We start from the raw sequence: 20923 nt of genomic DNA, 5'->3' as shown, positions 1-20923 counted from the left end.
GCTCGCCGCCCGGAAACCCTGAATTCGCTTGCCCAGCCCTTTCGCCGAAGCGACGATCAAGCCGGCTTCATGCCTGCGGTCAGCGCAGGGCCTTTGCGGCATCGCCTTCCGCAGAGGCGGCCTGGACCGCATCGCCGGTCAGCTTGACCTTGAGATTCTCGGTCATGAACTGGGTGCCGGCGGCAACGACGACATCCCCCGGCTTGAGCCCGTCGGCGACGCTGACGCCGTCGGCGGTGAACTCCGCAACCTTGACCAGGCGCTCGTGCACCGTCTCGCCGGCGCGGTCGACGGTCCAGACAATCTTGCGACCATCCTTTTCCGCAAGCGCGCTGAGCGGGATCGACACCATCTCCTGCTTCTTGGCCACCGAGGCCTCGATGTTGGCGGTCATGCCGAGCAGCACGCGCGGGTCGTCGGGCAGCGAGACGCGGACGGCAAAGGTGCGCGACTGCTGGTCGGCGCTGCCGGCGACTTCACGCACTTTGCCGGAGAGCGCCAGCGCGTCATCGGACCAGAAGCTGGCCTTGACGTCCTTTCCCGGCTTGAAGGCGGCGATGTCCATTTCGGGAACCGCGATCAGCACTTCCTTTTCGCCGTCGACGGCAACGGTCATCACAGGCGTTCCGGCGCCGACCACCTGGCCGACATCGGCCGAGACCGCCGTGACGATGCCGTTCTCGCTCGCCTTGAGATCGGTGTAGACGACCTGGTTCTGCGCCTGGGCAAGGGTAGAGCGGGCGGCATCGCGCGTCGCTACCGCCTGGTTGTAGCTCAGCGTCGCCTGTTCGAGTTGCGACTTGGAGGTGAAGTTCTTGGCAAAAAGCTGTTCGGCGCGCTTGCGAGACAGATCGACCGTCTCGACCTGCCGCTCGGCGGCGTCGAGGCTGGCCTTGGCGCTCTTGACCGACAGCTCATAGTCCGTGGGATCGATACGGGCTAGCACATCGCCTGTCGTCACATGCTGGCCGATGTCGACCAGGCGCTCAGTGACCTTGCCCGAGATGCGAAAGCCGAGGTTCATTTCGGTACGGGCTCGCACCGAGCCGGAATAGGTGAGTTCGCGACTCTTTTCGGCCTGGCCGATCTCGACCACCTTGACCGGACGGATGATGTCCTGGACCTCGGTCTTCTCCTGGCTGCAGGCGGCGAGCCCGAGCGTGGCGACGATCAGGCCGGCGACCGGCAGCTTGCGGATGATGGAACTGGACAAAGACACTTTCGTGCTCCCGACTGGAGATGAACGGTCGACACCGGCGCCCGGCGGGCGGCGGCTGTTACTTCAGAGCCTTGATCGCGTAATCGATGAGATCGTCGGGCATCGCCCGATTGGTCTTGGCAAGGCATTGCGCCACCATTTGGGGGTGACACAGAATGACGGTGGCGGCGCCGAAGCAGCGCGATGCGATGACCGGATCCTGGTCGGCAAACTCGCCGGCCTCGATGCCCTCGCGGATCACCTCGGCAAACAGGTCGTGAATGCTGTCGATATGCTTGTCGATGACGCCCCAGTCGCGCTCGAGCGCGACGATGACCATTTCGTGGACCTTCTGGTCGTCGAGCATGACTTCCAGTGTCATCTTGTACTGCGCATGCACGTAGCGGCGCAGCCGCTCCTCGGCGCTGATCGGCAACCGGGAAATCTCGTAGGCCATGTTGTAGCTGGCGAGGAGCATGCGGCCGCAGACGGCCTGGTGGATTTCGACCTTGGAGGCGAAGAAACGGTAGATGTTGGCCGGCGACATGCCGAGTTCGCGGGCGATGTCGGCGACATTGGTCTTGCCGTAACCATAGTGCCGGAACAGGCGTTCGGCACAGTCGAGAATGCGGGTGACATTCTCCTGGCGGGTGGAGTCGGCCATTATGCTGGCGGCTTCGGACATGGCTCTCTGTCGATTTATGAGTGACGAATTTCAACTTTCGTCAGTCGTAAATCGAAAAGAGGGAAGTGTCAATGCGAATTCGACGTACGCGTATAATTTGGTGACAGAGGGTGACAGAGGGTGTGCGCGAACTCGACCTTGCGCGTGCCGTTGCGCTCTGGAACTAAGATCCCTTCGCCATTTCCCGCAGCTGAAACTTCTGGATCTTCCCCGTCGATGTCTTCGGGATCTCGGCAAAAATCACCGCCTTCGGCACCTTGAAGCGGGCGAGCAGCGCGCGGCAGTGTTCGATGATCTCGGCCTCGCTTGCCACCTTGCCGGGCTTCAGCTCGACATAGGCGACCGGCACCTCGCCCCATTTGTCGTCTGCCTTGGCGACGACGCCGCAGGACGCCACGGACGGGTGTTTGTAGAGGGCTTCCTCGACCTCGATCGATGAAATGTTCTCGCCGCCGGAGATGATGATGTCCTTGGAGCGGTCCTTGAGCTGGATGTAGCCGTCGGGATGCATGACGCCGAGGTCGCCGGAGTGGAACCAGCCGCCGGCAAAGGCCTCTTCGGTCGCCTTCCTGTTCTTCAGATAGCCCTTCATGACGATGTTGCCGCGAAACATGACCTCACCGATCGTCTCGCCGTCGGCCGGCGTCTTCTGCATCGTCCCCGGGTCCATCACGGTCAGGCCTTCGAGTGCGGCATAGCGCACGCCCTGCCTTGCCTTCTTCTGCGCCTTCGATCCCTTGTCTAGATCGTCCCACGCGTCGTGCCATTCGTTGACGACCGCCGGGCCATAGGTCTCGGTCAGCCCGTAGAGATGGGTGACGGCAAAGCCGGCATCGGCCATGCCCGACAGCACCGCTTCCGGCGGAGGTGCTGCCGCCGTATTGAAGGTCACCGTCTGGGAGAACGTCCGCTTGTCTTCGTCCCTGGCGTTGATCAGCACCGACATGACGACCGGCGCACCGCACAGATGGGTGACGCCGTGGTCGGCGATGGCATCGTAGATCGGCTTCGACCGCACCCAGCGCAGGCAGACATGGGTGCCGGCCTGGACGGCCAGCGTCCACGGGAAGCACCAGCCATTGCAGTGGAACATCGGCAGCGTCCACAGATAGACGGCGTGCTTGGCCATGCCGGCATGGATGGTATTGGTGTAGGCCATCAGGGCAGCGCCGCGATGGTGGTAGACGACGCCCTTCGGGTTACCGGTGGTGCCCGAGGTGTAGTTGAGCGAGATGGCGTCCCATTCGTCGTCGGGCATCGACCAGGCGTAGCCCTCGTCACCGCCGGCGACGAACCCCTCATAGTCGATCGCGCCGATGCGCTCGCCCTTCGGATAGGGTGCATCGCTGGCATAGTCGGGATCGTCATAGTCGATGACCAGCGGCTTCACCTTGGCCAGTGCCAGTGCCTGTTTGACGACAGCAGCGAATTCGCGGTCGACGATGAGCACCTTGGTCTCGGCATGGTCGAGCTGGAACGCGATGACGGCGGCATCGAGCCTTGTGTTGAGCGAATGCAGCACCGCTTTGGCCATCGGCACGCCGAAATGCGCCTCCAGCATCGGCGGCGTGTTCGACAGCATCACCGTGACGGTATCGCCCTTGCCGATGCCGCGCTTCGACAGCGCCGAGGCGAGCTTCAGCGAGCGCTGCCAGAAGGTGCGATAGGTGATGCGCTGGCTGCCATGGATGATGGCGACATGATCGGGATAGGTGCTTGCCGCCCGCTCCAGATAGGTGAGCGGCGTCAGCGGCTGATGGTTGGCGGCGTTCTTGCCGAGATCCTGCTCGTAGGGACTGCCCATCCCGTGCTCCCCGAATTTTCATTGTTGAGAACTTCTAACCACAGGTTCCCGCCACGTCACCATCGGCGATTCCCGACCGGGCACATTTGGCGCAATGATCGTCCAGATTCGATGGCCAAAAAGGTATCGTGTACCCACGCCAATTTGACTTTTGTCGAGAGCCGTGAATAATGTCAGCCGAGGAGACGGCATGGCGATCCGACCGGCAGAACAGCTTATCCACAAGGCCGCATGGCTCTATTATGCCCATGGCCTGCGCCAGGACCAGGTCGCCAGCCAGCTTAACATCTCCCGCGCCTCGGTCGCCATGTATTTGCGCAAGGCGCGCGAGACCGGCATCGTCAACATCTCGACCTCGACGCAGCTGTTCACCGACGACGTATTGGCACGCCAGCTCGAGGACGCGCTCAAGCTTGATGCGGTGTGGATCGCGCCGGAGAATGCCTATGTCGTCGACCCTTCGACGGACGTTGCGGTGCTGGCGGCGGGCGTCTTTCTCGAACTGGTCAAGAAGGGCGACCGGATCGGCGTCGCCTGGGGCCGCACCGTCTACACTATCGCCGACGTCATGTCCTATGCCGACCTGCAGGACGTCACCGTTGTGCAGCTCTGCGGCAATCTCGGCGCGCCCTACTCCTACCGTCCCGACCAGTGCACGATGGAGATCGCCCGGCGGCTCAACGCCAAGGGCCTCAATTTCTACGCGCCGCTGGTGCTGACGACGGAATTGCTGGCGCATGGGCTGCGCGCCGAACCGGTGATCCGCGAACAACTGGCCGATATTGCCAACTGCGATCTGGCGCTCTATTCGGTCGGCACCGTCGACGCCGACAGCCATGTCGTCAAATGCGGCGCGCTCAGCCCCGGCGAGATGGGGCTGTTGCGCGAAGCGGGCGCCGCCGGCGTCGTTGCCGGCCAGATCATCGATGCCACCGGCAAGGCGCTCGACTGCAGCTACAACCGCCGCGTCATCTCGGCCTCGCTGTCGTCACTGCGCCAGATCGAAAAGCGGCTGATGGTGGTGCAGGAAGACAGCAAGTTCGAACCGCTGCTCGCCGCGCTCGCCGGCGGACTCTGCACGCATCTCGTCGTCGGCGCCAGCATGGCGCGGCGGCTGCTCGACCATGCCGGAGCCAGTGCGGGGGCAAAAAAGGCTTCCTGACCAACGAAATCCCAGCAGCAGGCGCATTGTCATCAAGGCGTCGCGGCACTCCTGTTCACAGCAACATCAAAGACAGCAAAGCGGACATAGCGACATGAAGAACCTTTGGAATGACGGCGACGCGGAAAGACTGGTTGCCGACTATGCGAAAAAGGGCGTTGCCCGCGACCTCGCGCTGCGCGTCTACACGACCCGGCTGCTCGGCGGCGAGCCGCGGCTGGTGCTGCATGGCGGCGGCAACACCTCCTGCAAGACCAAGGCCACCGATCTCGTCGGCGACGAATGGGATGTGCTGTGCGTCAAGGGCAGCGGCTGGGACATGGGTGTGATCGAGCCGCAAGGCCTGCCGGCGGTCAAGCTCGGCGCGCTGCTGAAGGCGCGTGCGCTGGCCAGCCTCGCCGACGAGGACATGGTGGCGCTGCAGCGGGCGAACCTCATCGACCCCGCCTCCCCCAATCCATCGGTCGAGACGCTGCTGCACGCCTTCCTGCCGCATAAATTCGTCGACCACACGCATTCGACCGCGATCCTCGCCATCGTCGACCAGGCGGACAGCAAGCCGCTGGTCAAGACCGTGTTCGGCGACAAGATGGGGTACGTGCCCTACATCAAGCCGGGCTTCGACCTCGCCAAGGTGGCCGCCGATGTCTACGACGCCGACCCCAGCGTCGAAGGCCTGATCCTCGACAAGCATGGCATCTTCACCTTCGGCGACGCTGCGAAGCAGGCCTATGACCGCATGATCCATTATGTGAACGTGGCCGAAGACTATGTGGCGAAGAACGGCAAGCCGAAGGCAGCGAAAGCCGCACTGCCGGCCAAGCTCGCAACGCCGGCAGCGATCGCGCCGATGCTGCGTGGCGCGGTGGCGGTGGCGCGTGGCGAAGGCCGCTTCGACCGCATGATCAGCGACTTCCGCACCTCGGATGCCATTGTCGATTTCATCAATTCGGCCGGCATTGCAGACTATGCCGGACGCGGCGTGTCGACGCCCGACCTGTCGATCCGCATCAAGACCGGACCGATGGCGGTTCCGGCGCCAGACGCCGACAAGATTGGCGACTACAAGGCCGTCATCAAGAGCCATGTCGACGCCTTCGCCAACGACTATCGCGCCTATTTCGAAACCAACGATGCGCTGGACGACGTCCAGCGCACCATGCTCGACCCGATGCCGCGGCTGACGCTGGTGCCGGGCCTCGGCATGTTCGGCCATGGCCGCACGCTGAAGGATGCGAAGATCGCATCTGATGTCGGCGAGATGTGGATCGAGGCGGTGCGCGGCGCCGAGGCCGTCGGCAGCTTCCATCCTCTATCGAAGGCCGACCTCTTCCCGCTGGAGTACTGGTCGCTTGAGCAGGCCAAGCTCGCCTCCAACAAGCCGAAGCCGCTGACCGGCCAGGTGGTGCTGATCACTGGCGGCGCCGGCGCGATCGGTGCTGCGACGGCAAAACTGTTCGCCGCCAATGGCGCGCATGCCGTCGTCGTCGATCTCGATGCGGCCAGGGCGGCCGAGGCGGCAAAGGCAGCCGGCAACAATTCGATCGGCGTCGGCGCCGACATCACCAACCCGGCCGAGCTGCGCGCCGCCTTCGACAAAGCTGTCGCTGTCTATGGCGGCGTCGACATTCTGGTCTCCAACGCCGGTGCCGCCTGGGAAGGCCGCATCGGCGAGCTCGACGATGCCCTGCTGCGCAAGAGTTTCGAGCTCAACTTCTTCGCCCACCAGTCGGCGGCGCAGAACGCGGTGCGCATCATGCTGGAACAGGGCACCGGCGGTGTGTTGTTGTTCAACACCTCCAAGCAGGCGGTCAACCCGGGTCCGAAATTCGGCGCCTATGGTGTGCCGAAGGCGGCGACGCTATTCCTGTCCCGGCAATATGCGCTCGACTACGGCGCGCACGGCATCCGCTCCAATGCGGTCAACGCCGACCGCATCCGCTCCGGCCTGTTGACCGACGCCATGATCGCCAGCCGTTCCGGCGCGCGCGGCGTGTCGGAGAAGGAATACATGTCGGGCAATCTGCTCGGACAGGAGGTGACGGCAGAAGACGTGGCGCAGGCCTTCCTGCACCAAGCATTGGCCGAACGCACCACCGCCGATGTGACGACGGTCGACGGTGGCAACATCGCCGCAGCGCTGCGCTAGACATAGACCTGGAGCGGTTCATCGTTCACCAAAACGACGAACCGCTCTCCCACCTGAAGGACTCCAGGCGGAGAACTGCTTTTGCAGGTCGTGCTGAAAAACTGCTCGAACTGGTCAAAATCCACTCCAATCCTTGGCCTATTGCTCGACCACTTTAGGGCGCGCCTTGTGTTTCGCATGCGAGCTCCGACCCTGATCCTTGGTGGAGTTGTCGATGGCTGCGAAGAGACTTCGTGTCGGCGTGCTGTTCGGCGGGCGCTCCGCCGAGCATGAGGTTTCGCTGCTTTCGGCAACCATGTCATGCGTACTCTGGATCGGCGAAATACGACTCCGTTCCCACCTTCGTCACCCGCGAAGGCCAATGGCTGCTAAGCGATTTCAAGGACGGCGCGCTGGCGACACCGTCTGATGGGACGCAGCTTTGCCTGCCGCCGGGCGGGCATGGCGGATGCTGGCGATCCCGCCAAGGGCGCCGCATGACCTGCCTGCCATCGAATATGGTGTTCCGGTGCTGCACGCCTGCATGGCGAGGACGGCGCGGTGGCTGGTGCGCGTCGGGCGGTCATGATGCAGGGGCAGATTCCTAACAGATATTGTTAGATCTTGTTGGCTGCATTATAATGTGGGTATGAAAAACGAACCTATGCGCACCCTCACCATATCCCTTACCGCGCAGCAGATAGCTCGCCTGCAAAGCGCTATCGAAGGTGGCGGTTATGCTTCCAACAGCGAGATTGTCCGCGACGCCCTGCGCTTATGGGAGCAGCGCGAGGAATTGCGCACGCTCGAACTCCAGCACTTGAAGCGGGCCTATGCCGACGGGATGGGCAGCGGCAAGCCAGTGGCTGTCGACCACACCGAGTTCATTCGCAGCCTGAAGGCAGAACGCCGCGCCCGTGGCTAGCCATCGGCTCACACCGCGCGCTTCGCAGGATTTGCGAGACATCTGGCACACCATCGCCGCCGACAATGAAAAGGCAGCAGACAGACTGTTGATGCGCATTTTCGAAAGACTGGAGCTGGCGGCGCAGCACCCCAAGATGGGCAGCGCACGGCCCGAGTTAAGCGCAACGGCCCGCGTGCTCGTCGAAGACCGCTATATCATCATCTACGAGCCGCAGCCCGATGGTGTTATCGCTGTGGCGATTGTCCCCGGGATGCGCGATCCAGACCATTGGTTGTAGGCCGGCAGGCTTACCATCAATATGAAAAGAGCGGCCCATAGCCGCCCTTCGCATCTATCAGACGACCGATCCTACTTCGCGTTCGGGTTCGGCATCCAGGCCGGCATGGCGACATCGGCATGGGCGAATTGCGGCAGCTTGGCCGACAGGTCCTCCATGTTCTTGATGTCCTTGTCGATCAGGTCCTTCTGGGTGATCAGCGTCGGCGGCACGACGACGTTGTGGCCGGGATCTTCACCGGCGAGCAGCTGCGCCAGCGCGCGCACCGAGACCTGGCCGACGACGGCAGGGTTGGTGGCGGCGGTGGCGGCCCAGGCGCTGTCGGTCTCGCGCATGGCCGCGATGTCCGAGGTAGAGATGTCGGCGGAGTAGATCTTGATCTTCTTGTTCAGCCCCGCCTCGTCGACGGCGATCTTCACACCCTTGGCGAACTCGTCATAGGGCGCGAACATCACATTGATGTCGGGATGCGCCTGCAGCACCGAGCGCGCCTGGTTGGCGACCGAGTTGGCGATCGGGTTGTCGAGCGTGCCGAACATCGCGACTTCCTTGATGCCGGCATGTTTCTTCTTCACGTCGACCCAGGTCTCGTTGCGGCGGTCGAGCGGCGCGATGCCAGCGACATAGACATAGCCGGCGTTCCAGCTCTCGCCATTGTCCTTGACCGCCTGCTCGAGCGCCAGGCGCGCAAGGTCCTTGTCGGACTGTTCGATCTGCGGGATCTTGGGGTTTTCGACATTGACGTCGAAGGCGACGACCTTGATGCCGGCATCGACCGCGCGCTGGGCGGCGTCCTTCATCGATTCCGTCAGGCCGTGCTGGATGATGATGCCCTGCACGCCGAGTGCGATGGCCTGGTCGACCATGTCGGATTGAAGGGCGGCGTCCTGGCGGCTGTCGAGCACGCGCAGATCGATGCCGAGCGCCTTGGACTGGGACTCGACGCCCGAGAGATAGGCCTGGAAGAAATCGCCGGTCGAGAGATAGCGCACCAGCGCGATCTTGACGCCGGGCTTGTCGAACGGCGCCGGCTTGTCGGCGGCAAAGGCCGGGACCTGCATCAGCATTGTTGCGCCGGCCAATCCGAGCGCGACCTTCCCCAAAAGTCGTCTTGTGATGTTCACGTTCTTTCCTCCGTTTGTTGAACCCAAAACTGTCCCGGCAGCCATTCTATCTCCTGCCCCGGCCGGAAAGGGCGAAGGTAAAGACAAGGGCGACGACGAGAACCACGCCCTTGACGAAATCCTGCGTGTAGTAAGGCGCGTTCATCATCGTCAGGCCTTGCAGCAGGATGCCGACGAACAGCGCGCCGATGGCGGTGCCGAAGGCGTTCGGCTTGGCGGCGCCGAGCACCGCGTAGCCGATCAGCGCCGCGGCAACCGCATCGAGCAGCAGATTATTACCCGACGCGATGTCACCGCGTCCAAGCCGTGCGGCCAGCAAAATCCCGCCGATCGAGGCAAAAACTCCTGAAATGACGTAGGCCCAGATCTTGTATGCCTTGACAGGCGCGCCGGCGAGTTCGGCGGCCCGTTCATTGCTGCCCACGGCATACATCATGCGGCCGAAGCGTGTGTATTCGAGGAAGAACCAGATCAGCACGGCGAGCACGATCAGCACGACCACCGAGACCGGAATGAGGTTCGGGATGAAGAAGTCGAAGCGGTGGCGGCCGAGCGCCAGGAAGGCGTCGGAGAATTTGCCGTTGGCGACCGAGCCGTCCGGCATTGTCATACCGGTGGCGATGGAGCGTCCTTCAGTCGGGATGCGCTGCAAGCCGACGAGCAGGAACATCATGCCGAGCGTCGCCAGCAGATCGGGCACGCGCATATAGACGATCAGCCAGCCATTGATGAGGCCGACAAGGGCGCCGATGAGCAGGCAGATGAGGACAGCGACGACAACGTTCTGCTCCAGCACCACCATGACATAGGCAGCCGCCATCATGGCCGATGTGGCGACCGAGCCGATCGAGAGATCGAAGCCGCCGACAACCAGTGTGGCGGTGACGCCCAGCGCCAGCACGCCGGTGATGGCGACCGACTGGAAAATGAAGACGGCACTTTGCGGCGAGACGAACCCGTCGGCGGCGATGGCGAAATACGCGATCAGCCCGAACAGAAGCACGATGAACCCGTAGCGGATAGCGTAATCGCGCAGCGTCATTCAGCGCCCGCCGTCAATACCCAACTCAAACCCGTGCACTCCATTCCAACCCTCAGTTCTTCAATCATCGTGGCTCAGGCCGCACTGTGCAACGGCCCGCCCGCGACTTCGGCCAGCAGACGGTCGAGATCGACATCGGCGTTGCGGTGTTCGCCGACGATGGTCTGCTCGGACACCACCAATATGCGATCGGCCGTCTCCAGTGCCTCGTCGAGTTCGGTGACGAACAGCAGCGTGGCGCGGCCATTGGCGCTGGCCCTCAGCTTGGCGGCGATGTCGCGCCTGGCGGAGATATCGACGCCCTGGAACGGTTCGTCGAGAATGAACAATCGGGCGTCCTGCGCCATCCAGCGGGCCACCATCACCTTCTGCTGGTTGCCGCCCGACAGAGTGGTCATCTCGTCCTTCTCCGAGCGGCAGACGATGCCGAGATCCTCGATCTGCCGGCGGGCAATAGTGCGTTCAAGGCCGCGTTTGAGAACTGAAAAGCGCGACATGCGCTTGTGGAAGGGCAGGCTGATGTTTTCCTGGATGTTGAAGCCGCCGACGATGCCGTTTTCGCCACGGTCCTTGGCGACCAGAAACACGCCGGCGGCGATGGCTTCGCCGGTCGACGCGGGCGCATAGGGCTTGCCATATAAAGTCATCGTGCCGGACAGCGGCTTGCGCAGGCCGAACAGCGTCTCGGCGAGCGCTGTCTTGCCGACGCCGACGAGGCCGGTGATGGCAACGACCTCGCCGTCGCCGAGCGTCAGCGAGAATGGCCGGGCACCAGGGGCGATGCGCAAGGAATCGACGGTCAGGATCGGCTTGGCAGAACTCCTGGCTTCGATGCGGTCAAGATGGATCTTGCGGCCGAGCATGGCGTTAACGGCACCCTCATAGTCGAGAGGCTTGCTGTCGAAGACGCCTGAGATGACGCCATCGCGCATCGAGACGATGCGGTCGGCCAGCCGCCTGATATCCGACATGCGATGCGAGATGTAGAGGATGGCGACGCCCTGCTCGCGCAAGCGGTCGAGCAGCGCAAACAGCCGGTCGGCCTCGGCGCTGGACAGCGACGAGGTCGGCTCGTCGAGGATCAGCACTTTCGGCTGGTGCGCCATGGCGCGCGCGATGGCCACCATCTGGCGATCGGCCAGCGACAGGTCGCTGATGCGGGCCTTGAGGTCGATGGCGAGCCCCATGCGGTCGGCCACCGCTTTGGCTTCGCGGCGCACCCGGCCGGGGTTGAACAGCAGCGGCGCGCCCTTGCCGCTCAGCCGGTCGAGCGTCAGATTGGTGGCGACATCGAGATCGGCGACGACGCCGTCATTGATGTTTTGGTGCACGGTAACGACACCGGCGCGGATCGCCTCTGCCGGCGTGTTCGGCGCAAAGTTGCCGCCAGCGAGGTGCATGATGCCGCCGTCATGGTCGTAGACGCCGCTGATGATTTTGACGAGGGTGGACTTGCCGGCGCCGTTGGCGCCCATCAGCACAGTGATCTCACCGGCATGCAATTCGAGCGAGACGCCGCCAAGCACCTCGATATGGCCGAAGGATTTCCTCAGCCCGTCCACGCGGAACACGGCATCATTGCCCATTCGTTCCTCCCTGACGATGACGCTATGGGCTACGTGATCAATTGTCAACTCGATTGACAATTGCCAGTCAGCTTCCTAGCTTGGCCTCACCGCCATCGCTCCACTATGATTGGAGCGAGCAAGCGGGAGGGTGAGGAATGACTGCGAAATTGCCGTTTGAAGCACTGTCGGTGGAGACGCTTGCAACGCGCCTCGGTACGAACGAAGCGCTGTGCGCCAAAATCGGCAAGGGCCCTTGGAAGGTGCGCGAGGTCGGCGACGGCAATCTGAACCTCGTCTTCATCGTCGAAGGCGGCTCGGGTGCGGCCGTGGTCAAGCAGGCCCTGCCCTATGTTCGCCTCGTCGGCGACAGCTGGCCGTTGCCGCTCAAACGCTCCTTCTTCGAGTATCACGCGCTGACGCGGCAAGAGGCGCGCGCGCCGGGCTCGGTGCCGGCGATCCTCCATTTCGACGAAGCCCAGGCGCTGATCATCATGGAATATCTGGCGCCGCCGCACATCATCCTGCGCCGTGCCCTGATCGACGGCCGCGAGTTGCCAAATATCGCCCGCGACATCGGCCTGTTCATGGCCCGCACTTTGTTCCGCGGCTCTGATCTCTCCATGCCCACCAAGGACCGCAAGGCCGACCTGGCGCTGTTTGCCGACAATGTCGAGCTCTGCGGCATCACCGAAGACCTGGTGTTTTCCGACCCATATTTCGATGCCAAGCTGAACCGGCATACGTCGCCGCAACTGGACGGCCTGGTTGCCGAACTGCGTGCCGACCGCGACCTCAAGGTCGAAGCGCAGCGGCTGAAGCATATCTTCGCCGCCAACGCCGAGACGCTGCTGCATGGCGACCTGCATTCGGGCTCGATCATGGTCACCGACACCGAGACGCGGATGATCGATCCGGAATTCGCCTTCTACGGTCCGATGGCCTTCGACGTCGGCATGCTGCTCGCCAATTTCTGGATGTCCTACTTCTCGCAGCGCGGCCATGAACAGAAGGGCAAGCGTGACGCCATGCGTGCCTATCTGCTCGGGGTGACCAACGACACCTGGACGGTGTTCCGCGCCGAGTTCTCGCATCTATGGCGCACCGAGCGCACCGGCATGCTTTACCAGAAGAGCCTGTTCGAGGATCAGGGCGACATTCTCGCCTCGGAGCAGGCGCTCGACCATGTGCTGCACCAGATCTGGACCGACCTCTTGGGCTTTGCCGGCATCGAGGTGCACCGGCGCATCCTCGGCCTCGCCCACAATGCCGATTTCGAGACCATCGAGGACGAGGATCTGCGAGCCTCCTGCGAGGCCAAGGCGCTGAAATTCGGCCGTCACATCGCCGTCAACCGGCGCCAGATTCACGGCATGGACGAGGTCAATAATCTGGCCGCTTTGATCGAACGGGAGAGCAGGATTTGAACGTCGGCGAGCGCCACTACCGCACCATCTGGCTGAGCGACGACCAGCGTTCGGTCGAGATCATCGACCAGCGCTGGCTGCCGCACGAGTTCCGGGTCGAGACGATCGGGAGCGTTGCCGGCATCGCCACCGCGATCCGTGACATGTGGGTTCGTGGCGCGCCGCTGATCGGCGTCACCGCGGCCTACGGCGTCGCCATCCAGATGGCGGACGATCCGTCTGACGAAGCGCTCGACGCGGTCTGGGAGACACTGCACAAGACGCGGCCGACTGCGATCAATCTACGCTGGGCGCTGGACGAGATGCGGCGGTTCCTAAGGCCGATCGTATTGGGACAGCGCGCGGAGGCGGCCTATAAGCGCGCTGCCGAAATCGCCGACGAGGATGTCGATCTCAATCGCGCCATCGGCGAGAACGGGCTTGCCATCATCAAGGAGATCGCGGCACGCAAGAAGCCGGGCGAGCCGGTCAACATCCTCACCCACTGCAACGCCGGTTGGCTGGCGACGGTCGATTACGGCACCGCCACGTCGCCGATCTATCTCGCCGTCGAGGCCGGCATTCCGGTCCATGTCTATGTCGACGAGACGCGCCCGCGCAACCAGGGCGCCCAGCTGACCGCCTGGGAGATGGCCGGCCACGGCGTGCCGCACACGCTGATCGTCGACAATGCCGGCGGCCATCTAATGCAGCGTGGCGCGGTCGACATGGTGATCGTGGGCACCGACCGCACCACGGCCAATGGCGACGTCTGCAACAAGATCGGCACCTATCTCAAGGCGCTCGCCGCCTCCGATAATGAGGTGCCCTTCTACGTCGCTCTGCCCTCGCCGACCATCGACTGGACGGTGGGTGATGGCCTCACCGAAATCCCGATCGAGGAACGCTCCGGTGACGAGGTGTCGCTGGTCTGGGGCAAGACGGCGGACGGCAAGATCGCGCAGGTTCGGGTTTCGCCCGAAGCGACGCCGGCGGCCAATCCGGCGTTCGATGTGACGCCGGCACGGCTGGTGACGGGGCTGATCACCGAGCGCGGTGTGGCCAAGGCTTCGCGCGAAGGCTTGAAGGCGATGTTCCCCGAACGCGGATAATCTCCCCCCTTGAGGGGGAGATGTCGCCAAAGGCGACAGAGGGGGTCGGCGCGTCCTGACGCGACCTCCCAGCACCGACAGATGATGCTAGCGCTCCAGTCGAACCGACCCCCTCTGACCTGCCGGCCATCTCCCCCTCAATGGGGGAGATTAGCGCCTCACCGGCTGGCTACCGGATTTCAGCCCTGCAACAAGAATTGCGGCCTCGATGGCCGCTGACGGTTGCGGTTCTGGCGAAATCCGGCCAGAAGCATCTAGGCCGGCAATCGGCCGGCCCGCGACGTTGCGCTTGAAACCAGATACGGGAGACTATTGGGTGGCTCGCATAACACTGAGACAATTGCTCGACCACGCCGCCGAGTACGGCTACGGCGTACCCGCTTTCAACATGAACAATATGGAACAGGGCCTCGCCATCATGGAGGCGGCCGAGGAGACCAAGTCGCCGGTCATCCTGCAGGCAAGCCGCGGCGCCCGCGCCTACGCCAATGATGTGGTGCTGGCCAAGCTGATCGACGCGCTGGTCGAAATCCACCCCGACATCCCGGTCTGCATGCATCTCGACCATGGCAACAACGAAGCCACCTGCGTCACCGCCATCCAGTACGGCTTCACCTCGGTGATGATGGACGGCTCGCTGAAAGAGGACGGCAAGACGCCGGCCGACTACGCCTACAATTCCGGAATCACCCGGCGCGTCGTCGACATGGCGCATTGGGGCGGCGTGTCGGTGGAAGGCGAGATCGGTGTGCTCGGTTCGCTTGAGAGCGGCGGCGGCGAGCAGGAAGACGGCCACGGCGTCGAAGGCGCCATCAGCCACGACCAGCTCTTGACCGACCCAGTGCAGGCGGTCGAATTCGTCAAGGACACCCATGTCGATGCGCTGGCTGTCGCCATGGGCACCAGCCACGGCGCCTACAAATTCTCGCGGAAGCCGGACGGCGCGGTGCTGGCGATGAATGTCATCGAGGAAATCCACCGCCGCCTGCCCAACATGCATCTGGTCATGCACGGCTCGTCCTCGGTGCCCGAGGACCTGCAGGAGATCATCAACAAATATGGCGGCCAGATGAAGCCGACCTGGGGCGTGCCGGTGGAAGAGATCCAGCGCGGCATCAAGCACGGCGTGCGCAAGATCAACATCGACACCGACAACCGCATGGCGCTGACCGGCGCCATCCGCAAGGTGCTGACCGAAAACCCGAGCGAGTTCGATCCGCGCAAATATCTGACGCCGGCGATGGCGGCGATGCGCAAGCTGTGCAAGCAGCGCTTCGAGCAGTTCGGCACCGCCGGCAATGCCCAGAAGATCAAGCCGCTGCCGGTAGCTGAGATGGCCAAGCGGTACAAGTCGGGCAGCCTTGATCCGAAGTTTGGGTGAAGTCCCTGGCGCCTCTTCCTTCTCCCCTTGTGGGGAAGAAAGAAGAGCTATTGACATAAAAAAGGCCGGGCGCGAAAGCGGCCCGGCCAAAAGAAGGTCAAGAACCTTCAGAGGGGAACACCGCTCGGTGGAATGGGAGGAAACCGCCGAACGATAATTCCTATATGCGCGTATTCGCGGCAGATGGCGACGAACGGCTTTCTAAAACAACGCGAGATTCGGAAATTTCGATCTCGTTTTGAAAGATTTCAGCCGGTGAGGCGCCGGTTTCCAGGAGATCGGCGTAGTGCCGGCGCGCCACGTCGGGATGCGAGCGCAGGCGGCTCTTCAGCACATTGGTGCCGACATTGCGAAACAGCGGATTGTCGGGATCGCTGGCCGGGCCCCGCGCCTCGGCCGCCAGTTCCTCGGGCAGGTCGAGCAGCGGAATCGTGGCGTCGAGCCGGGCGCTGAAGAAGAACGGGACCGAGACGCGCTCGACGCCGGCCGGCGGTGTCACCACACGGTGGACTGTCGCCCGGAGATAGCCGTTCGACGCCAGTTCGAGCAGTTCGCCGATGTTGACCACCAGCGTGTCGGGCAGCGGATCGACGTCGACCCAGGCACCGTCATATTCGACCTGCAGCCCCTTGCTCTCGTCCTGCAACAGAAGCGTCAGGAAACCGCCATCCTTGTGCGCGCCGACGCCCTGGTTGTCGCCGGTGGCGTCGCGGCCGGGGTAGCGCACGATCTTCATGCGGTGGTTGGGCTCGGCCCGGTAGACGGGATCGAAGGCGTCCTCGGCCTGATCGAGCGACAAAGCGAAGGCCCGGAGCAGCCGGATCGCCACCGCCGTCGCCTTGGCCTGCCATGCGAGTAGCGCCGGCTTCAGCTCGGGCAGCGTGGCCGGCCACTGGTTGGGCCCTTGCAGCCGCGTCCAGGCGGGCACGCCGGGGCCTTGTTCGATGGCCGGGCGTTCGACGCCGATGTCGAGCTGTTCGCGCCAGTCGGCCTTGCCTTTGGTCAGCTCGCCGCCGGCGCGCGTATAGCCGCGGAACTGCGAGGACTTCACCATTTCGATCGCCAGTTTGTCGGCTTCCGGCAAGGCAAAGAACCGGCGCGAGGCGTCGAGCACTTCTGCGGTATCCGCAGCCGATATGCCGTGGCCGGTCAAATAGAAGAAGCCGACATCGCGCGCGGCCGTGCGCAGGTCGAAGAGAAACGTTCGCCGCTCGGAAGCGCCCTGTTCGAGGCGGCCGAGATCAAGCACGGGTACGATCCTGGGCATGGTCAAGCTCCTTGTTCCGCTGTCACGGTGGCACGCAGGCCGGTCCGATCAAAGCAACGCGCAATCCAATCTCGGCGCCGATAGAGAAAGCCGGCGCTGCGTTTGGCAGCCTGCCGGCAAATAACGTTCGTGGCGCTCATCCGCGCCGGTCCAGCCTGGCGACCAGCCGGTCACCGACCCACTGGATGCCGCAAACGAGGATGATCAGCACAATGACCACGGCGACCATGACGCTGGTCTCAAAACGCTGGTAGCCATAGCGGATGGCGAGGTCGCCAAGCCCGCCGGCACCGATGGCGCCGGCCATGGCCGAGGCACCGATCAGCGTTACCAGCGTCACCGTGAAACCGGCGACGATGCCGGGCAATGCTTCGGGCACCAGCACCTCGCGGATGATGGTCCAGCGGTTGCCGCCCATGGCGCGCGCCGCCTCGATCAGGCCGCGATCGACCTCGCGCAGCGACACTTCGGCGATGCGGGCATAGTAAGGCGTCGCCGCAATCGACAACGGCACGATCGCCGCCCAGGTGCCGATCGAGGTGCCGACGATCAGCCGCGTCACCGGGATCAGCGCCACCAGAAGGATGATGAAAGGCACCGAGCGGAAGCCGTTGATGACGGCGCCGAGCGCGCGGTTCACCCACAGGCTTTCGGCAATGCCGCCGCGCTCGGTGGCAATCAATGCCAGGCCGAGCGGCAGCCCGAAGACGAGCGAGATGAGGCCCGATGCCGCCGTCATCAGGACCGTCTCCCAGATCGAACGCAGCAGAAGTTCAAACAGAACCGGCGACATGGCCAAGCACCTCCACCCGCGCGTCGCGGGCCTTCAGGAATGCGATTACTTTCGACAGATGTTTCGGATCATTGCCCGCGACCGCAAGGAACAGCGTGCCGACCGGCTGCTGCTGGACATGGTCGATGCCACCATGGACGAGGCGGAACCGCCCCGGCACCGCCACCGCAAGATCGGACAGCAGCGGACCGCGCGCGGCCTCACCTGCGACGTCGACCCTGAGGATGAGCTCGGCGCCGCCTCCGGGAGCAAGCCGGCCGGCAATCTCGGCCGGCAGTTGCGGGCGGATGCCGCCGAGCAGGCTCCTGGTGATTTCGGAACGCGGCTCGGCAAAGACCGACCACACTGGGCCTTGTTCGACGATGCGGCCGGCATCGATCACCGCGACGCGGTCGGCGATCGAGCGGATCACCTCCATCTCGTGGGTGATGAGCAGGATGGTGAGGCCGAGCTGCCGGTTGATGTCTTTCAGCAAGGCCAGGATGGAGCGCGTCGTCTCCGGATCGAGCGCTGAGGTCGCCTCGTCGGACAGCAGCAGCGCCGGCCGCGCGGCCAGCGCCCTGGCGATGCCGACGCGCTGCTTCTGGCCGCCCGACAGCGAGGACGGATAGGCCTTCGCCTTCTCCGACAGGCCGACGAGGTCGAGCAATTCGGCGGCGCGCGCCAGCCGTTCGGCCTTTGGGCGGCCCTCGATCTTCAGCGGCAGCGCGACATTGTCCTCCACGGTCTTGGCCGACAGCAGATTGAAGTGCTGGAAGATCATGCCGATGCGACGCCGCAGCGGCTGCAATTCACGCTCGCCGAGCCGGCCGATCTCGCGGCCCTCGATGAAGACGTCGCCGGAGTCCGGCCGCTCCAGCCCGTTGAGGCAGCGGATCAGCGTCGACTTGCCGGCGCCGCTGCGGCCGATGATGCCGAGGATCTCGCCCTTGCGCACCGTCAGCGAGACGCCGTCGAGCGCAGGCGTCGCGCCGAAGCGGCGCTTGAGGTCGACCAGGCGTACGACATCTTCCTGCCCGGCCGATATATTGACCGGACCGGATGCTTCGGCCGTGACGTGCTGGTTCATCTCACTGTCCGTTTCAACGCTCGACAAATGCGACAGCGGCCCGCTCAACAGCGGGCCGCCTGCTCCTGACAACCAGGCGCCAATCAATAGGCGCTGATCCCGGTGCCCTTGTAGACCTTGTCGAACTCGGCCTTGACCGCCTCGTTCTGGTAGGACGCGACCAGCGTCTTCACCCACGCCTCGTTCTCGTTGCCGGATTTCACGGCGATGAAGTTGCGGTAGGGGTTGTCGGCCACCGGCTCCTGGGCGATGCGGTTGTCCGGGCCGAGACCGCTCTTCAGCGCCCAGTCGGTGTTGACGACAGCCGCGTCGAGATCCTCGACCGAGCGGCCGACAATGCCGGCGTCCAGTTCCTTGATGACGACCTTCTTAGGGTTCTCGGCAATGTCGGCGGTGGTCGCCAGGATGCCGGTGCCGTCCTTCAGCTTGATCACGCCTTCGTTCTGCAGAACGCGCAACGCGCGGCCCTCATTCGAGGGGTCGTTCGGCAAGCCGATGACGGCGCCTTCGGGCAGGTCGGCAACCTTGGTGTATTTCTTGGAGTAGAGGCCGATCGGCCAGACGCCGGTGTAGCCGACGCGCACGATGTGGTACCCTTGGGTCTTGATCTGGTTGTCGAGATAGGGCTGGTGCTGGAAGGCGTTGGCGTCGATCTCGCCGCGCTCGAGCGCCTCGTTGGGCTGGGTGTAGTCGTTGAACACCACGGTCTCGACGGTCAGGCCTTTTTCGGCGGCCTGGGCGACGACGACGCGCCAGACATCCTCATCCTCGCCGCTGATGATGCCGACCTTGATAGACTTCTTGTCCTCGGCGAAGGACGGCGTCGGCTGAGCCAGACCGGCAAGCGTGACGGCCGAGGCAAAAAGTGCCGCAAGGGCAGCTCGCCGGCTGATGGCTGAAAAAAGAAGAGAGCTGGAAGCGTTTCCGCGTTCGGACATTGTCGATCCCTCGTAATCCTGAAGTCATTGCGGCGAGGTGGAATACCAAGCCTTGACGACATCATCGGCAATGCTGCTTGCCGGATCAAAGAACCGCATTTCTTCTCAAACACGAAGCCGGGAATATTCTCTCAAAGATTTCGCAATTGCGAGAACAGTAACGCCGGACCGGTCAGAATGTCTCGACAAAGGGCCGCAGCTCGACCTCGAAGCTCCAGGCGCTGCGATGCTGGCGATGGGTCGCGAGATAGGTCTGCGCGATCGCATCGGGCGACAGCTGGCTGTCCGGTCGCTCGGGCTTCGTCCCGACCGGCTCGATCTGGCCGTCGATAATGAAATGGGCGACATGGATGTTCTTCGGGAAGAGTTCGCGCGCCATCGACTGAGCCAGACCGCGCAGGCCGAATTTCGGCATGGCAAAGCCGGCGGAGTTGGGAAAGCCCTTGATGCTGGCGGAAGCGCCGGTGAAAAGAATCGAACCGGAGCCGCGCGCAAGCAGCCGCCGCGCCGCTTGCTGGCCGACCAGGAAGCCGCCATAGGCGCCGACAAGCAAGGCTTGTTTGACCGCATCGGGATCGACCTCGGCGATCGGGCCGCGCGTGCGGCCGCTGGCATTGAAGACGGCAAGGGCCAGCGGGCCTTGCTTGTCGGCGGCGTCAAACAGGCCGGCGACGGAGGCCGGATCGGCGACGTCGGTTTCGACGGCCAGCGCGCCGGTTTCCCCGACCAGCGCCGCGAGTTTGGCCGTGTTGCGGGCGGCCAGCACCACACGATAGCCTTCCGTGGTGAGAAGGCGTGCCAAAGAGGCGCTCAGGCCCGCACCCGCGCCGGCGATCACTGCGACTTCGGATGCCATGTCGTTTCTCCTTGGCGATGACCTGTTCGTCTCATAGCTGGCGTCTTGAGCGGCGAGACGCAAGAACGGCGTTGCTCGATTTTCGCTGTTCGGTGAAAAACTCTGCCGGCAGGTTCGGAGCAATCGACCGCGGCCAGGGTCTTGCCTGGCGAGACAATCCGTCCGACAGGTGATTGCGTTGGAATCGC

At 63.7% G+C, this 20923-nt stretch carries 18 protein-coding genes and 1 pseudogene; 8 read left to right on the top strand and 11 right to left on the bottom strand.

Going from position 1 to position 20923, the window contains the following annotated elements; all coding sequences use genetic code 11:
* Positions 1-79: 79 nt before the first annotated feature.
* From NKI37_RS11310 to NKI37_RS11300, 3 genes are all read right to left on the bottom strand, one after another.
* The gene (locus NKI37_RS11310; protein ID WP_023692166.1) at positions 80-1219 is read right to left on the bottom strand and encodes an efflux RND transporter periplasmic adaptor subunit; all 1140 of its coding nucleotides are present in this window, start codon (positions 1217-1219) and stop codon (positions 80-82) included.
* 58 nt (positions 1220-1277) lie between these two features.
* Positions 1278-1883 (bottom strand): TetR/AcrR family transcriptional regulator, encoded by a 606-nt coding sequence (locus tag NKI37_RS11305; protein ID WP_023668564.1) that lies wholly within the window; start codon positions 1881-1883, stop codon positions 1278-1280.
* A 163-nt stretch (positions 1884-2046) separates the two neighbouring features.
* On the bottom strand, positions 2047-3687 hold the full coding sequence (locus NKI37_RS11300; RefSeq protein WP_023754043.1) for an acyl-CoA synthetase: 1641 nt from the start codon (positions 3685-3687) through the stop codon (positions 2047-2049).
* A 190-nt stretch (positions 3688-3877) separates the two neighbouring features.
* Between NKI37_RS11300 and NKI37_RS11295 the strand changes: the two genes are divergently transcribed.
* From NKI37_RS11295 to NKI37_RS11275, 5 genes and pseudogenes are all read left to right on the top strand, one after another.
* The gene (locus NKI37_RS11295) at positions 3878-4849 is read left to right on the top strand and encodes a sugar-binding transcriptional regulator (protein WP_023754042.1); all 972 of its coding nucleotides are present in this window, start codon (positions 3878-3880) and stop codon (positions 4847-4849) included.
* Between the two features lie 94 nt (positions 4850-4943).
* Positions 4944-6998: a bifunctional aldolase/short-chain dehydrogenase gene (locus NKI37_RS11290; protein ID WP_352791019.1), complete on the top strand. Its 2055-nt coding sequence runs from the start codon at positions 4944-4946 to the stop codon at positions 6996-6998.
* Between the two features lie 214 nt (positions 6999-7212).
* Positions 7213-7547 (top strand): annotated as a pseudogene (locus NKI37_RS11285) (D-alanine--D-alanine ligase A); the annotation flags it as partial.
* 94 nt (positions 7548-7641) lie between these two features.
* Complete coding sequence (locus NKI37_RS11280; RefSeq protein WP_023704832.1) at positions 7642-7902, top strand: ribbon-helix-helix domain-containing protein; 261 nt, start codon at positions 7642-7644, stop codon at positions 7900-7902.
* Complete coding sequence (locus tag NKI37_RS11275) at positions 7895-8182, top strand: type II toxin-antitoxin system RelE/ParE family toxin (RefSeq protein WP_023704831.1); 288 nt, start codon at positions 7895-7897, stop codon at positions 8180-8182. Before NKI37_RS11280 ends, NKI37_RS11275 begins: the two co-directional genes overlap by 8 nt.
* A 71-nt stretch (positions 8183-8253) precedes the next feature.
* Here NKI37_RS11275 and NKI37_RS11270 read toward each other — a convergent pair whose 3' ends face one another.
* The 3 genes from NKI37_RS11270 to NKI37_RS11260 all read right to left on the bottom strand — a co-directional run bounded on the left by NKI37_RS11270 (position 8254) and on the right by NKI37_RS11260 (position 11934).
* Positions 8254-9306, bottom strand: coding sequence for a substrate-binding domain-containing protein (locus tag NKI37_RS11270; protein WP_023687049.1), 1053 nt, complete (start codon positions 9304-9306; stop codon positions 8254-8256).
* Positions 9307-9352: 46 nt separating this feature from the next.
* Positions 9353-10348, bottom strand: a complete 996-nt coding sequence (locus tag NKI37_RS11265) for an ABC transporter permease (protein WP_023668572.1) — start codon at positions 10346-10348, stop codon at positions 9353-9355.
* A gap of 74 nt (positions 10349-10422) precedes the next feature.
* Entirely contained in the window at positions 10423-11934 is a 1512-nt protein-coding gene (locus NKI37_RS11260; RefSeq protein ID WP_352791021.1) for a sugar ABC transporter ATP-binding protein, read from the bottom strand.
* A 137-nt stretch (positions 11935-12071) separates the two neighbouring features.
* Between NKI37_RS11260 and mtnK the strand changes: the two genes are divergently transcribed.
* The 3 genes from mtnK to fba all read left to right on the top strand — a co-directional run bounded on the left by mtnK (position 12072) and on the right by fba (position 15812).
* Complete coding sequence (gene mtnK / locus NKI37_RS11255) at positions 12072-13340, top strand: S-methyl-5-thioribose kinase (protein WP_023668574.1); 1269 nt, start codon at positions 12072-12074, stop codon at positions 13338-13340.
* Positions 13337-14431, top strand: a complete 1095-nt coding sequence (mtnA, locus tag NKI37_RS11250) for an S-methyl-5-thioribose-1-phosphate isomerase (RefSeq protein WP_023668575.1) — start codon at positions 13337-13339, stop codon at positions 14429-14431. The genes mtnK and mtnA overlap by 4 nt, the downstream gene beginning before the upstream one ends.
* Positions 14432-14747: 316 nt before the next feature.
* Complete coding sequence (fba, locus tag NKI37_RS11245) at positions 14748-15812, top strand: class II fructose-bisphosphate aldolase (RefSeq protein WP_352625580.1); 1065 nt, start codon at positions 14748-14750, stop codon at positions 15810-15812.
* 160 nt (positions 15813-15972) lie between these two features.
* On the opposite strand, the gene NKI37_RS11240 is transcribed toward fba, so the two are convergent.
* The 5 genes from NKI37_RS11240 to NKI37_RS11220 form a co-directional block, all read right to left on the bottom strand.
* On the bottom strand, positions 15973-17079 hold the full coding sequence (locus NKI37_RS11240; RefSeq protein WP_023701524.1) for an isopenicillin N synthase family dioxygenase: 1107 nt from the start codon (positions 17077-17079) through the stop codon (positions 15973-15975).
* 136 nt (positions 17080-17215) lie between these two features.
* Complete coding sequence (locus NKI37_RS11235) at positions 17216-17872, bottom strand: methionine ABC transporter permease (protein ID WP_023668578.1); 657 nt, start codon at positions 17870-17872, stop codon at positions 17216-17218.
* Positions 17853-18941, bottom strand: a complete 1089-nt coding sequence (locus NKI37_RS11230; RefSeq protein ID WP_023687042.1) for a methionine ABC transporter ATP-binding protein — start codon at positions 18939-18941, stop codon at positions 17853-17855. The genes NKI37_RS11235 and NKI37_RS11230 overlap by 20 nt, the downstream gene beginning before the upstream one ends.
* Positions 18942-19024: 83 nt before the next feature.
* Positions 19025-19879: a MetQ/NlpA family lipoprotein gene (locus tag NKI37_RS11225; RefSeq protein ID WP_023668580.1), complete on the bottom strand. Its 855-nt coding sequence runs from the start codon at positions 19877-19879 to the stop codon at positions 19025-19027.
* A gap of 172 nt (positions 19880-20051) precedes the next feature.
* Complete coding sequence (locus NKI37_RS11220) at positions 20052-20735, bottom strand: SDR family NAD(P)-dependent oxidoreductase (RefSeq protein WP_023668581.1); 684 nt, start codon at positions 20733-20735, stop codon at positions 20052-20054.
* Between the last annotated feature and the right edge of the window lie 188 nt (positions 20736-20923).

Origin of the sequence: Mesorhizobium sp. M0626 (genome assembly GCF_040320665.1) — a bacterium.
In the GTDB taxonomy this organism is placed as follows: domain Bacteria; phylum Pseudomonadota; class Alphaproteobacteria; order Rhizobiales; family Rhizobiaceae; genus Mesorhizobium.
This window is presented reverse-complemented; position numbering and strand designations above follow the sequence as displayed.

Excerpts from the sequence above, each read along its gene's own strand:
- NKI37_RS11305 (WP_023668564.1), bottom strand. The coding sequence starts at position 1,883 with ATGTCCGAAGCCGCCAGCATAATGGCCGACTCCACCCGCCAGGAGAAT.
- NKI37_RS11300 (WP_023754043.1), bottom strand. The coding sequence starts at position 3,687 with ATGGGCAGTCCCTACGAGCAGGATCTCGGCAAGAACGCCGCCAACCAT.
- NKI37_RS11295 (WP_023754042.1), top strand. The coding sequence starts at position 3,878 with ATGGCGATCCGACCGGCAGAACAGCTTATCCACAAGGCCGCATGGCTC.
- NKI37_RS11290 (WP_352791019.1), top strand. The coding sequence starts at position 4,944 with ATGAAGAACCTTTGGAATGACGGCGACGCGGAAAGACTGGTTGCCGAC.
- NKI37_RS11280 (WP_023704832.1), top strand. The coding sequence starts at position 7,642 with ATGCGCACCCTCACCATATCCCTTACCGCGCAGCAGATAGCTCGCCTG.
- NKI37_RS11265 (WP_023668572.1), bottom strand. The coding sequence starts at position 10,348 with ATGACGCTGCGCGATTACGCTATCCGCTACGGGTTCATCGTGCTTCTG.
- NKI37_RS11260 (WP_352791021.1), bottom strand. The coding sequence starts at position 11,934 with ATGGGCAATGATGCCGTGTTCCGCGTGGACGGGCTGAGGAAATCCTTC.
- mtnK (WP_023668574.1), top strand. The coding sequence starts at position 12,072 with ATGACTGCGAAATTGCCGTTTGAAGCACTGTCGGTGGAGACGCTTGCA.
- NKI37_RS11240 (WP_023701524.1), bottom strand. The coding sequence starts at position 17,079 with ATGCCCAGGATCGTACCCGTGCTTGATCTCGGCCGCCTCGAACAGGGC.
- NKI37_RS11235 (WP_023668578.1), bottom strand. The coding sequence starts at position 17,872 with ATGTCGCCGGTTCTGTTTGAACTTCTGCTGCGTTCGATCTGGGAGACG.
- NKI37_RS11230 (WP_023687042.1), bottom strand. The coding sequence starts at position 18,941 with ATGAACCAGCACGTCACGGCCGAAGCATCCGGTCCGGTCAATATATCG.
- NKI37_RS11225 (WP_023668580.1), bottom strand. The coding sequence starts at position 19,879 with ATGTCCGAACGCGGAAACGCTTCCAGCTCTCTTCTTTTTTCAGCCATC.
- NKI37_RS11220 (WP_023668581.1), bottom strand. The coding sequence starts at position 20,735 with ATGGCATCCGAAGTCGCAGTGATCGCCGGCGCGGGTGCGGGCCTGAGC.